This is a genomic window from Caldifermentibacillus hisashii, from assembly GCF_039654145.1.
GTDB lineage: Bacteria > Bacillota > Bacilli > Bacillales > Caldibacillaceae > Caldifermentibacillus > Caldifermentibacillus hisashii.
This window is the reverse complement of sequence record NZ_CP155467.1, coordinates 1566076-1580183: the sequence shown is the minus strand read 5'-3', so window position 1 is coordinate 1580183 and position 14108 is coordinate 1566076. Positions and strand designations below refer to the sequence as shown.

Sequence of the window (14108 nt, the reverse complement as noted above, 5' to 3'; positions counted from 1 at the left end):
TTTTAACTTTCTTTTTCATTTTTTCTTTTCTGATCCCATTTGGTCAATAAAATTCTTCTAATCACAGCTATATTTTGAAATAGCCTAACACCAAAAGCAAATACTGCTGCTAAATACAAGTCTACACCAAGATGGACGCCAAGGAAAGCTAAACTTGCAGCTAAAATTATATTAAAAAAGAACCCTGAAACAAAGATTTTTTCATTAAATAAATTTTGCAATTGGGCTCTAATTCCTCCGATTAATGTATCAAGGGCAGCCAGAACAGCAATAGATAAATAGTTTTGATATTCATGCGGGACACTCATATCTGTTAATAAACCTAAAGTTATTCCGATTACCAATCCTAAAACGGGGAGCCACATAATGTTATTTCCTTTCTTCTTTCACAGTTTGCATATGATTAACGGAAACACTACTACTATAGGCAGGAATTATGATTTCCTCCTGAGGTTCTGATATCGATACCTTCAAATTATCAATAAAAAAATCATCGGGAACGGTTGAAATCTGCATCTGATTGTAAAGTTTTTTTACTGTCTCATGATCATTTGCAATGATCTTAATCTCTAAAGGAAATTTTCGAAGGGGGTAACCATCGACTTTTGTCTCACCTTGTATATTACGAATGGTTGTTGTTGATATGATTCGTTGATCCGCAATAGATATCGCTTTAGCTCCATACATATTCAATTCATTGATTAATTTTCTTAATACATCGGGTGATATGTATACTTTACTCTGACCGGGAGTAATGTATTCATAGGCAGGCGTTATAGATAGGATAATCCCCGGACCGGAAATTTCTTTCAAACCGGCCTCTTTTTTAAGTTCATTCAATGTGTCTTGTAAAACTTGTCCATTACGATTATGCCTTTCTGTTTCGTATTGAGCAATTTTATCTTCAGACTGACGAATTTGTTGATGAAAATAAGTCTCCAATTCCTTTTCGGACAAATATTGCTGACGCAGTTCCCATAAATCACTCGTATCATCAGCTAAATTGTTTTCTTGATGAGTCGTATTGAATTGAATCGCTAGCATAAACCCTGCCAATATGGTTATCAAAAAGAACATTATTTTATTTTTCTTCTTCATGGATCACCATACTTTCTATATTTCCTTTACCTTTCTAGTCTGCTCGGTTTCCCAAAGTGGGGTCCATTACAATCCGATCTAATTTTTCCAATTTAAACACAATATTGTCACTGACTAGTTGATCTTTTACGCCCCCTTGAATGGTCAGTGCTTTTTCGAGTGTATCTTTATCTCCTATGGCACTAATGATGAAAGGGGCAGGAAATTGTTCACCATCAACCGTAATGACAGGACCGTCACACACAATATATGAATTATTTTTTAACCTCTTCCCGTTTATCGCAATTGCTTCTGCACCGGAGATATATAATTCATTGACGGTTTTCAATACGTGATGTTCATGGACAATAAAATTGTTCACGTTCCCTTCTTCATGATTATAATTCCCATCATTTAACGTGACGATGACTCCTTCTCCTTGGACTTTTACTTTTCCTAAAATCATGCGGAGTTTTTCTGCCTCTTTTGCAGTTTTGGATAAATTTTTTTCATTTTCAGCCATCTCATTTTCTATGGCAATGATTTTGGCTTGCTTTTCATTCAACTCCTTTTGAAGTTGTCGGTTCTTTTCCTCCAAATCGATTAAATCATTCCGCAATTGAATAGTCCTTTCCCATTCATGATCCGTCATACTCGTATCACTCTGTTGCTTTTTTGTTAATTGATAAGAAAAAGCGATCATAAACCCTAAAACTAAAAAGACAAGGGAAAGAATAACCCGATTAATTTTCATTTTCTTCCCCGCTTTCTTCCGTTGCGTGTTTATCATTTACAGGCTCATCATTTTTTGTGTCTCCATTTTTTATCGATTGATAAGATTTAAAAAATACACCGACTTCTAGATCAACGATTCCTTTTTCTTCAGGTTGTAATTGTTTAACGAGATCCGGGTAATAGACCATTTTTTCAGCAAAAGTTCTTAATGTTGCATGCACCTCATTACCATCATTCATAAAGGCAATGATACTGTATGGATCTGTGTTCTTGGGAGCATAAATAATTTCAGAAATTAATTGTCGAATTTCATCAGGCATTGCTTTTAATTCCTTTATCGTCATCTGTAAAGGTTTATCTTTATCGAAACTTTTTAAGACCGGACCCGGTTGTGTGGTCATATCACTTGTTATTCTGGTCACATGCCCATTTTCCAAAAGCGGTTTTGCTTGTCCTTCGATATATAAAAAACCAATTTGCCTGTATTCCTCAACTTTAATAATGATATGGTTAGGAAATTTCATATCAATTTTCACTTTTTTTACTTCCGGTACTTGTAAAATACGATGTTCGAGTGTACTTTTTTTCATATTCAAAACAATCGATTTGTTTGTTAATTTACTTGCCTTGACAATTTTCTCCTTTGAAGCAAAGTGATTCCCGTCAATCGTCAGCTCCCCTACTCTACTTAAAGGTGATTGGATATAAATAAATCCACAAACAAACAAAAAAAAGAAGAATAATAAAATGATCAGTCTACGGTTTGCCCGCTTTCTTCTTTGCTCTTTTAGTTTGGGCAATCGATCTTCAAGTGATACTACTTTATTTGGCAAAATTCACACCCCACCTGTAAAAGAGGTTACTATTCATATTTTATCGGAATCAAAATAAATTAGGAAGTAAAAATTAAGAATTCAATTTACCGAAAAAGTAGATTTACTGTTTATTGTTTATTACAGCTGTACATAATCGGTAAAGACGATTACTTGCATCTTGAATACCTATTTTTTTCGAATTTTTTTTCATTCTTTCCAACTTATTTTTATCGGTTAAAATTTGATCAATTGCCTCTAATAGTTTTTTACCCGTTAATTCCTTCTCTAAAATCACTGTTGCTGCCCCGGCTTCTTGCAAACTTATTGCATTTTTTTCTTGATGATTATTCGTTACGTACGGACTTGGAATCAATATACTCGGCAAGCCAATACTGGTAAACTCGGCAATTGATGTTGCTCCGGCTCGGGATACGACTAAATCAACACCGGCAAGAACTTCCGGCATATTATGTATAAATGGAACAACTTTAACATTATCAGGATTTCCGGCATGGGCAATTTTCTCTTTAACCGATTCAAAATGGATTTCCCCGGTAACGTAAAGCACTTGATAGTCCCTAATCGCAAAATCATTGATAACCGATACGACGGCTTCATTAATTGGCCTTGCTCCCCTGGATCCGCTAAATATTAATACTGTTTTCTTTGTTAATGACAAACCTGCCGACTGTCTTCCTTTAATCCCATCGTGCCCTAATACTTCGGTAGCACGAGGATTCCCGGTTAAAACCACTTTATCGCTTGGAAAATATTGTTCAGCTTCTTTGAAAGAGATGGCAATTTTATCAACATATTTACTTAAAAATTTATTTGTTAATCCCGGGATGCTATTTTGTTCATGGATAATGGAAGGGATTTTCAATTGGTGGGCGGCATAAACAACCGGTCCGCATACGTAACCGCCTGTACCAATGACAATATCGGGATTAAATTGTTTCAGCAGTTTTTTGCTTTTATGAACTCCTTTAATAAAGCGGATAATTGTCTTCACATTTTCAAACGATAACTTTCTTTTAAAGCCGGTAATATCAATTGTTTCAAAAGGAATGTGATTTCTCGTCACAATTTTGTTCTCTAAACCTTTTTTCGTACCGATATATAAAACTTGTGTATTTGGATCTTCGGAAATTGCTGTTTTAATGAAAGCAAGTGCAGGATATATATGTCCTCCAGTTCCTCCACCACTTATAACGATTCTCATCGATGTTCACCTCATGCTCATTCTTTGTGAAATTTATCTTACACCATTTCAACCAGTTTCGGGGAAATGTATTAAAAATGTAAACAGCTTTTTATGAATATGAAACTCATGTATTACCATTTTATGATTTTATGACAAAAGAAACAAATGAAAAAAGAGGAAATCAAAAATTTCGATTTCCCCTGTATCTGAAAAAAGTTTTTCATTTCTAATTGCTCAGAAATGAAAGCTATATTCGACTGTAGCGGCTAATATTTAGTAAAATTCCCATCGCCATCAGCATTAACGTTAGAGAAGAACCGCCGTAGCTGAAAAATGGTAAAGTAATACCTGTTACAGGTATTAGATTAATGACAACACCTATATTAATCATCACTTGAAAAGCAACCATAGAGATGATTCCAACAGCGAGAAAGCTGCCGTATAAATCAGGTGCATTTAAGGCTGTACGAATTCCTCTCCATAATAATAAGGCAAAAAGCAATAAGACAAATGCCCCGCCAATAAAGCCGAGCTCTTCCGCCAAGATGGCAAAGATAAAATCCGTTTGCGGTTCCGGTAAGTAAAAGAACTTTTGTCTACTTTGTCCCAGTCCAAGACCGAACAACCCCCCCGGCCCAATCGCATATAGAGATTGAATGGTTTGAAATCCGCTTCCTAGAGGGTCTTCCCACGGATCAAGAAAAGCCGTAATTCGTTTTATTCGATAAGGTGCTGCCGCAATTAACCCGACAAAACCTGCTAAACCAATTAAACCCAGCCCGATAAAATGAACAATGCGAGCACCGCTGACAAAAATCATAATGAGGCAAGTTCCTACCATAACGGTGCCCGTACCCAGATCAGGTTGAAGCATAATCAGCGCAAAAGCGGTAAAAACTAAACCGAGACTTGGTACTAAACCTTTCTTAAAAGAAGTAATATTTTTTTGATTTTCCGATAAAAATTTTGCAAGGTATATAATCATCGCCAGTTTCATAAATTCCGACGGCTGAATAGAAAATGCCCCGACGCCAATCCAGCTTCGGGAACCGTTACGGACATTCCCTATTCCCGGAATTAAAACGGCGATTAACAGGACAAAACAAGTGATCAATATGACTTTCGACCAGGATCGCCAAGTCCAATAATCAATATTCATGATAAAAAACATAGCAATCAAACCGATAATAGCAAAAAGCAACTGCCTTTTCGCAAAATAAAACGAATCATCAAATCGGTAATCGGCCCAAACCGCACTTGCACTATACACCATAATCAAGCCAAGTGATAAAAGAGCTAATATCACGATGACTAAAATAAAGTCCGGAGTTGTTTTTTTCACTGGCAAAGCAGGTCACCTCATTAACACGGATTAGAGCCTGTACACAAAGGAAGAAAAGTAACACAGTTGGAAGCAAATGATATTTTAAAGCTCTTGCTTCTAGCATCTTGTCGATTTTTCCTCCTTGTCCATCTTATACAGCCTCTATACTAACTTATGCACCGCCCCCATAAAAATGTCTCCTCTTACTTCAAAACTTTTATATTGATCCCAACTGGCACATGCCGGTGATAAAAGAATGACATCACCATTTTCCGATAAGGCGTAACTTAAAGGGACAGCCTCTTGTACATTATCGACGATAAAAATCTTTTCTATCCCTGCTTTTTTGCCGGTTTGAACTAATTTTTCCTTTGTTTGGCCAAAGGTAATTAGTGCCTTAACATTTTTCAGTGATGGAATGAGGTCATCAAAATCATTCCCACGATCAAGCCCGCCTGCCAGTAAAATAATCGGACGGTTGAAAGCGGAAAGGGCAGATTTTGTCGCTAACGTATTCGTTGCTTTCGAGTCATTATAAAAAACTCGGCCATTAATTTCTTTGACAAATTGCAACCGATGTTCGACACCGCGAAAAGTTGTTAGCACTTGCTCAATATGCTCATTTGCGACACCCATTAATTTTGCACTGGCAACACTGGCCAAAATATTTTCAAGATTATGCTTTCCGGGAAGAACAACTTTTTGATAATCAATCACTTTTTCCCCTTGGAAATAAATAAACCCATCTTTAAGCGATGCCCCTTCCGGCAAATATTTCTCTTTTGAAAACGGAATGACGGTTCCTTTTGCTTCTTTCGCTATTTGCCTACCTTCTTCTTGATCAAAGTTTAAAATGGCAAAATCAGTTTTCGTCTGGTTTTTTAATATATTCTTTTTTGCGTTTATATACTGTTCTCTTGACATGTGAAAATCAAGATGTGCCTCATATATATTTGTAATCACAGCGATGCGCGGACGAAAATGAACGATTCCCATCAGTTGAAAGGAAGATAATTCTGTCACAATAATATTTTTCTCTGTCGCCATCCTCGCAACATCCGAAGCGACCGTACCAATATTTCCAGCAATAAGCGGATTTTTATTACCTTGATTCAGCATTTCAAAAATTAATGTAGTTGTTGTCGTTTTACCGTTTGTTCCGGTAATACCGATAAATCTCGCTTCAGAGATTTGATAAGCTAATTCAACTTCCGTAATTACCGGAATCCCCCGTTTCATTGCATCTTGGATCAATTCATTTCGATAAGGAATTCCCGGATTTTTTACAATCAATTCAAATCCTTCATCGAGAAGATCTTTCGGATGTTCCCCACAAATTACTTTTATCCCTTTTTCCAGTAAGGTTTGTGCTTCGGGATTTTCCGAAAAAGGTTTTCGATCGTTAACAGTGACAATTGCACCTAATTCGTGCAAAAGACTTGCACTACTTGCGCCGCTTTTTGCCAGTCCTAACACTAAAATCTTTTTGTTTTTATACGCCGTTATGTTTTTCAATTATAACCACACCTCGATATAAATTCCTAAAGCTGCAAATAATAATCCGACGGTCCAAAAGGTAACGACAACACGCCATTCACTCCAGCCTGATAATTCATAATGGTGATGCAAAGGGCTCATCCGGAATACCCGTTTTCCTGTTGTTTTAAACGAAACAACTTGAATGATAACAGATAAAGTTTCAATGACGAAAATTCCGCCTATAATGACGAGTAATAATTCTAAATTCGTTAAAATGGACATGGTTGCAATCGCACCACCTAAAGCTAAAGAACCGGTATCACCCATAAACACTTTTGCAGGGTGTGCGTTAAAGACGAGAAATCCTAATACAGCCCCAACAACAGCGACACCGAATATGGCAATATCAAATTGATCCTGATACCACGCCAAAACCGCATACGCTCCAAAGGCAATCGCTGCCGTTCCTGATAACAACCCATCGAGGCCATCCGTTAAATTGACCGCATTGGAAAACCCGACAAGCCAAAAAATGATAAATAAAACGTATAACCAGCCCAACTCAATCGAATAATTGACAACCGGAATCGTGATTGTTGTTGGCATTCCATAGGAGTGATAAATAACATAAAAGACTGCCGCAATAATGATTTGCCCAAATAATTTTTGCTTCGATGTCAGTCCAAGATTTCTTTTCATTACTACTTTAATAAAATCATCCAAAAATCCGAGAATCCCAAAACCGATTGTCACCAATAGAAGAAGATACGTTTCTACCGTCATGTTTGAAAATTGGTTTGTCATAAAGATGGTCGTTACAATGATGGAGAGTAAAATCATAATTCCGCCCATCGTTGGTGTTCCCGATTTTTTTTGGTGCGATTTTGGCCCTTCTTCCCGAATGCTTTGTCCAAATTTCAATCTTTTCAAAAATGGAATAAACAAAGGTGAAAGGAAGACAGTAATTAAAAATGCTAAAATAATTGTATATAAAATGACTTGTTCCAACAACATTACGTCCTCCCTTTCTATTGATCAAAATCTGTATTTCGTTTCGTTGTTTGAAATTTTTTATACTTTTCTGTTATGCACTTTTTGGCAATTTGTCGATCATCAAAATCAATCACCTTGTCTCCGATAATTTGATAGGTTTCGTGTCCTTTTCCTGCAATTAAGACGACATCCCCGTCATTAGCCTGTTCAATCGCGTAATGAATCGCCTCTTTTCTGTCAGGAATTACTTTGTAAGAAAGTCCACTTACACCTTTTTCCATATCATTTAATATGGCCATCGGGTCCTCGGATCTTGGATTGTCTGATGTAAAAATGGCATCTGAGGCATATGTACATGCGATTCGTGCCATTAATGGTCGCTTCCCATGATCGCGGTCCCCGCCGCAACCAACAACAACAAAAATGCGTGAATGAGGCAAAGAAGTGACTGTTTTCAGGACGTTTTCCAAACTATCCGGTGTGTGAGCATAATCGACAATGACCGGAAACTTCTGTCCGGCTTGAACCAATTCAAACCGTCCGGGAACCCCGGCAAAACTGGATAGACTGTTAATCATTGTGTCTATATTTATACCTGCTGCTAAACCAACCGAAACTGCTGCAAGTACATTATAAACATTAAAAATACCAATCAATTTCGTCGTAACTTGCCTGTTTCCTTTCGGTGTTATTAAATGGAAAGTTGTCCCTTGACCTGTAAAATTTACATTCTCTGCACGAACATCACAGGCATTTTTCATTCCGTATGTAATGATGTGGGCAGAGGTCATTTTCATATATTCTTCTGTCGTTGAATCGTCCGCATTTAATACTGCATACTTTTTTCTGTTTTCATAGTAGGTATTACCAAGTTGAGAAAACAATAAACTTTTTGCTTTCTTATATTCTTCCATCGTTTTATGGTAATCCAAATGATCTTGTGTCAAATTTGTAAATACAGCAATATCAAAATCACAGCCCCGAACCCGACCTTGAACTAATGCATGAGAAGAGACTTCCATACTGACCGCTTCCACATGTTCATTCAACATTTGTCGAAATGTTTTCTGCAATGTCAAACTGTCCGGGGTTGTATTTTTCGTTTCGGTCGTCTTGTTTCCAAATTTCGAATACAGAGTGCCAATGAGCCCGGTTTTTTTATTGGCTGCACGAAATATATGATCAACTAAATGACTGACAGATGTTTTCCCGTTCGTTCCTGTTATCCCGACGAGAAATAGTTCATGAGTAGGATGTTGATAAAAAGCATCGGCTAAAATCGCCATTGCTCTATTTGTATCGGGAACAATAATATTTGGTACATTCACCGCTAATTTCCGATTTGAAAGAATGGCAACCGCACCTTTTTCAATAGCTTCGTGAGCAAACTCGTGTCCATCAAATCTTGATCCTTCAATGCAAATAAATAAGGTCCCTTCTTTCACTTTTCTCGTATCTTGTTCGATAGCTAAAATGTCTGGATTATCTTCACCATTCATCTGTTTTACAAATGGCAGATGAGTTAATAATGTATGTAATTTCATTAAAACATCTCCTTCTAAGTAGAAAACATTATTTCCTATTAAAAGCAATTGCTTGAACTGTAAAAATACCATCATTCATTTTACATGAATCTGTTCTCTTTTTCTACGTCTCTTTTTAAAACAAGAGAAATCTTTAGAAACAAAAATTTATGATTATCCATCATAACCATTGTACTTTCAATATATTCTATTTATGTTGGCCTTAGTTATTTTTATTCTTAAAATTTTTGCTAACAAACAACTGAGCTTCACTGTTGGAAAATTTATCCTTACGTATGAAAAAAGACGTTCTTTTAGCAAGAGCGTCTTTTTTCTGTCTCATTCATCTATTTTATTCCAAATATATTCTTATAGTCGAGCCTTCTTCTACTTTTGTACCGGGATCCGGAGCCTGTTTCACAATTTTATCACCTTCACCGCTAATATCAAGTTTCAAATTGAACAGTTGATTAACAATTTCGTTCTTTTCCAAGCCAACTAAATTAGGGACTTCGATCATCGGTGTATCTAGCCAAGTTACTTTCTTTTCCAACTGATTTTTCCTTTGCTCTACACCGAGCACACGCATGCTATCTTCAATAATATTGCCGACGATGGGAGCGGCTACCTGACCGCCAAATTGGATAGCATTTTTTGGATTATCCACGGCTACATAAACGACGATTTGCGGATCATCCGCCGGTGCAAAACCAATAAAAGAGAGAATATAATTATTTTCTAAATATCGACCACCTTGTGCCTTCTGTGCAGTACCGGTCTTCCCGCCAACTCGGTACCCTTCAATAAATGCTTTTTTCCCGCTTCCTTGTGCAACAACGCTTTCCAATGCATAGCGAATCTGCTCGGAAGTCTTTTCGGAAATGACTTTTCTTTTTGCCACCGGGCTTTTCTTCATGACAACCTCATTGGTTTGCGAATCAACCAATTGTTTTGCCACATACGGCTGATATAAAGTACCTCCGTTTATCGCCGCTGAGACAGCAGCAACTTGCTGAATAGGCGTAACGGAAACCCCTTGTCCAAATGCCGTGGTTGCTAATTCAACAGGACCAACTTTATCCAAAGGAAACAGAATTCCCGTACCTTCTCCCTCTAGGTCGATACCGGTTTTTTGTCCGAACCCGAAATTATGGATATATTTAAACAAAGTATCCTTTCCTAATCGTTGACCCATTTCAATAAATCCCGGGTTGCAAGAGTTTTGAACAACCTCTAAAAAGGTTTGAGAGCCATGCCCGCCCCTTTTCCAACAATGCAGTTGCGTACCTCCGACTTCCACATGTCCTGAATCGTAAAACCGATCCTTCTCAAGATTGACTTTTCCTTCTTCCAGTGCGGCAGCAAGCGTAATTATTTTGAAGGTAGAACCCGGTTCGTAAGTACTCCAAATCGGAATATTTCGATTATATATTTCCGGGGCAACGTTTTGAAAATCGGATGGATCAAAATTCGGTCTGGATGCCATACCTAAAATCTCACCATTATTTGGATTCATCGCAATGGCAAGGAGTCCATCAGGATTATATTTTGCCTCGGCATTATCCAATTCCCGCTCCATAATCGTCTGGATTTGTGAATCAATTGTGAGAACAAGATTATATCCATTGACAGGTTCTTGAAAGTCATCAGGCATATTTTTCATCCGTTCGCCCTTTGCTGTTGAATAAAACTGCACAGAGCCTTTTGCACCGGATAATTCTTTATCATAAGAAAGTTCCAATCCTGTTAATCCTTGATTGTCTATTCCTGTAAAACCAAGCACATGAGATAAATAGTCGCCAAAAGGATAGTATCGTTTTGAATCTTCCGCTATATAGACCCCGGGTAAATTTAAGTTTTCGACTTCTTTCGCTTTTTCATTGGTAATTTTTCGCCCGGATTTTAATCGTTCCATACTTGATTTTTTTGTGATTTGCTGATAAACATCCTGTACATTTGCGTTTAGAATATTTGCCAATTTTTCCGCAGTGTCAGCCGGGTTTTTGATTTGCCTCGGTACTACATAAACCGTCGGAGCACTTATATTTGTGGCAAGGGCAACTCCATTTCGATCAACGATTTCCCCACGTTTTGGTTCGAACGGGATTTCCCGGTTCCAAGAGTTTTTCGCCCGCTCTGTTAACATATCACTTAAAGCAAATTGAATAAACCCAAGTCGGAAGATTAAAACAAGAAAAACAAAAAATCCAGCAAGAAGGACAAATGCCAGCCGTTTTCTTACCGTCACATGAGATACTCTGCGCAAATAAAACAAACCTCCTTTCAAGGCCTGTTTTATTTATATGCATGTCCAATCTACAATAGAACAATTGGAACAATGAGCTAGGGGTTAATTTCAAAAAGAAAAGGATTGTCCGAGTTTGCATCTGCAAATTGAACAATCCCTATCTTGTATTTTATTCATCTGTTTGATTTGTCTCTTCCCCGCTGTTATTAACTGCCGGCCGTAATGTGATTTGTAAATTACTCTCTTTTGTAATAACCGTATCGGGATCAAGATTTTGTGATGTTACAAACCCATTCCCTTCAAAAGAAAACTGCATATTTGTTGCATGAACAAGTTTCATCACATCACTCAACGACCAATTATGAATATCCGGCATCTTCCACTGTCCATCCGTAACAACAATAATGCGCTCACCGTTCAACAATTTTGTCCCGACACCCGGATATATCTTTTGGACGTTGGCACCATCACCGAGGACAACCGGTACCAAACCAAGCGACGACAATTTTGCTACGACCTCGCCTGTATTTTTCGATGAATAGTCCGGAACATTTATTACTTTTGCTTTTTCTACTGACTCATCTGGTTTGATTTTTAAATATTGTAAACTATTTTTCATAACCGGATTAAATATTTTCGATACCGGTTCAGATCCACTTTCAAAACTTTCATCGTCCAAGTTAGGTTGTTGAACAAGGACATAGACGATCAACTCCGGATTATCAGCGGGTGCAAATCCAATAAAAGAAAATAAATAATTATCCCAACCGGTTAAATAGCCTTTTTCTTTTTCGTAAATTTGCGCAGTCCCTGTTTTTCCGGCAACACGATATCCATCAATGCGAAAACCTTTTCCTGTACCGATATCGCTCGTTACCGTAGACTCTAGGACATCGATCACTTGTTTGGCTGTATCAGCAGAAATCGGTTTACCGACTTCACCCATATTCGATCCTTTTACGGTTTTCCCGTTGTTATCCACTATTTTCTCTACTAAATAGGGACGCATCATTTTCCCTTCATTAGTAATAGCGGTCATCGCTTGAATCATTTGTAGGGCGGTCACACTGGTAGCTTGCCCATAAGCGGTTGAATAGCGGTCACGTTCCCATTGATATTGAATCGTTCCAGTTGCTTCACTGGGCAATTCAATTCCGGTTGTTTGTCCAAATTTAAATTTATCCAAATAATTTCTGAACGTATCTGTTCCCATTTTTTTAACAAGATTCGCAACAGCAACGTTTGATGAACGCTGAATCCCTTCTAAGTACGAAATTGGTCCCCAGCCTACTTTATTATGGTCGTGAATGGCCGGTGCCCCTTCTACGGAAAATGAACCGGATTGATAGGCTTCATTCGGATTCCATACCCCTTCCTCAATGCTTGATGCCAGTGTAACTACTTTCATCGTTGATCCGGGTTCATAGGCATTTTCCACAATTACGTTATGCCAATTATTTTCAACACCTTCTCTCGTGTTCGGATCAAATGTCGGTCGTTGTGACATGGCAAGTATTGCTCCGGTTTTAGCATCGGCAACAATTCCCATTATATTTTTTGGATTATATTCCGTTTGTACATCATTCATCGCGTCTTCCAAAAACGTTTGAATTTTTTTGTCTATCGTTACATATACTGTGTCACCATTTTTAGGTTCAGTTATTTTCGTTGCAGCTGAAGGTAATATATATCCCCAACTGTCACTTTTGTAAGTAATCTTCCCGTCTTTACCTTGTAAATACTCATCTAAACTTTTTTCCAAGCCCATTTGTCCAACCAATGTTTTGCTACCATTCTTGTTATTTTGATAATTGGTAAATCCGAGTAGATGGGAAGCAAAATCTCCATTTGGATAAGCTCGTTTTGACTCGCGAATAAAAGTAATACCGGGAAGTTTTAATGCTTCAATTTTCGATTTTACTTCATTGGTTAAGTTTTTTCCGGCTGCACCAAATTCCACTTGAAACAGGTCTTTTGTCAACTGTTTATATATTTCCGATTCTTCCATTGGAATATATTTTGCCAATTCCTTTGCCGTTTTTTCCGGATCAACGACATGATTCGGCGTTTTTGCGTTATCCGGAGTAACGGAAGGGTCTAAAATTGCGACCAATTTATAAGTAATCGTATCAGTTGCCAACGGTTCTCCGGTTCGATCCACAATATCACCGCGGGAAGCTTGTAAAGTTCTTTGCTTTGTATATTTTTCCTCAGCATACACCTTTAACGATTTCCCTTCAACTTGTCCGGTCAGTTGAATAACAAAAAATCTGTATGTTAAAGAAAATAACAGAAAACTAAATCCAATAAATAATACTAGTCCTCTTTTATTCATACTAGGTCTTTTTTTCATTTCCCCGGAACAACCTTTACGTTATCTGCATTATTTTTTAAGCCTTGTTCCTTTGCTTCTTGCATAACCCTCTTATAATTGCTGTACTCATTCATTTGAGCCTTCAAATCTTCCGTTACTTTTTCCTGTTTTTCAATCGTCGCTTCTACCTGCTGAATTTCTTTATTTACTTGATAAATATGTGCTTGGTTTGACACGATTTTTACAGAAAAAAAACAAACGACAGTTGCAAAAAGTATGTACAATACTTTCTCGCCTTTTGTGAACAGGTTTTTTTTCACTTTCGGTTTTGCTAATGTTTTTGGTTGTTGAATTTCTACCGATTGATATTTTTTCGCCAAATTACTCATAGGTACG

12 protein-coding genes are annotated in these 14108 nt (G+C 37.5%); all 12 read right to left on the bottom strand.

Annotated elements, in window-relative coordinates:
• Nucleotides 1–2 precede the first annotated feature (2 nt).
• The 12 genes from NSQ14_RS07465 to ftsL all read right to left on the bottom strand — a co-directional run bounded on the left by NSQ14_RS07465 (nt 3) and on the right by ftsL (nt 14101).
• Nucleotides 3–365, bottom strand: coding sequence for a small basic family protein (locus tag NSQ14_RS07465; protein WP_034769618.1), 363 nt, complete (start codon nt 363–365; stop codon nt 3–5).
• Between the two features lie 4 nt (nt 366–369).
• The gene (locus NSQ14_RS07460) at nt 370–1044 is read right to left on the bottom strand and encodes a DUF881 domain-containing protein (protein ID WP_161522392.1); all 675 of its coding nucleotides are present in this window, start codon (nt 1042–1044) and stop codon (nt 370–372) included.
• 88 nt (nt 1045–1132) lie between these two features.
• The gene (locus NSQ14_RS07455) at nt 1133–1831 is read right to left on the bottom strand and encodes a DUF881 domain-containing protein (protein WP_034769615.1); all 699 of its coding nucleotides are present in this window, start codon (nt 1829–1831) and stop codon (nt 1133–1135) included.
• Complete coding sequence (locus NSQ14_RS07450) at nt 1821–2645, bottom strand: cell division protein FtsQ/DivIB (protein WP_052480285.1); 825 nt, start codon at nt 2643–2645, stop codon at nt 1821–1823. The genes NSQ14_RS07455 and NSQ14_RS07450 overlap by 11 nt, the downstream gene beginning before the upstream one ends.
• Before the next feature lie 103 nt (nt 2646–2748).
• The gene (murG, locus tag NSQ14_RS07445) at nt 2749–3849 is read right to left on the bottom strand and encodes an undecaprenyldiphospho-muramoylpentapeptide beta-N-acetylglucosaminyltransferase (protein ID WP_041846652.1); all 1101 of its coding nucleotides are present in this window, start codon (nt 3847–3849) and stop codon (nt 2749–2751) included.
• Between the two features lie 229 nt (nt 3850–4078).
• Nucleotides 4079–5179, bottom strand: a complete 1101-nt coding sequence (gene spoVE, locus NSQ14_RS07440; RefSeq protein WP_041846653.1) for a stage V sporulation protein E — start codon at nt 5177–5179, stop codon at nt 4079–4081.
• A gap of 138 nt (nt 5180–5317) precedes the next feature.
• On the bottom strand, nt 5318–6670 hold the full coding sequence (gene murD / locus NSQ14_RS07435; protein ID WP_346217049.1) for a UDP-N-acetylmuramoyl-L-alanine--D-glutamate ligase: 1353 nt from the start codon (nt 6668–6670) through the stop codon (nt 5318–5320).
• Nucleotides 6671–7645 (bottom strand): phospho-N-acetylmuramoyl-pentapeptide-transferase, encoded by a 975-nt coding sequence (gene mraY / locus NSQ14_RS07430; RefSeq protein WP_034769852.1) that lies wholly within the window; start codon nt 7643–7645, stop codon nt 6671–6673.
• Nucleotides 7646–7662: 17 nt separating this feature from the next.
• Entirely contained in the window at nt 7663–9171 is a 1509-nt protein-coding gene (locus NSQ14_RS07425) for a UDP-N-acetylmuramoyl-L-alanyl-D-glutamate--2,6-diaminopimelate ligase (RefSeq protein WP_227138706.1), read from the bottom strand.
• A 331-nt stretch (nt 9172–9502) separates the two neighbouring features.
• Nucleotides 9503–11416, bottom strand: a complete 1914-nt coding sequence (locus NSQ14_RS07420) for a stage V sporulation protein D (protein WP_041845692.1) — start codon at nt 11414–11416, stop codon at nt 9503–9505.
• A 151-nt stretch (nt 11417–11567) separates the two neighbouring features.
• On the bottom strand, nt 11568–13751 hold the full coding sequence (locus tag NSQ14_RS07415; protein ID WP_346217048.1) for a penicillin-binding protein: 2184 nt from the start codon (nt 13749–13751) through the stop codon (nt 11568–11570).
• Nucleotides 13748–14101, bottom strand: a complete 354-nt coding sequence (ftsL, locus tag NSQ14_RS07410; protein WP_034769603.1) for a cell division protein FtsL — start codon at nt 14099–14101, stop codon at nt 13748–13750. The genes NSQ14_RS07415 and ftsL overlap by 4 nt, the downstream gene beginning before the upstream one ends.
• Between the last annotated feature and the right edge of the window lie 7 nt (nt 14102–14108).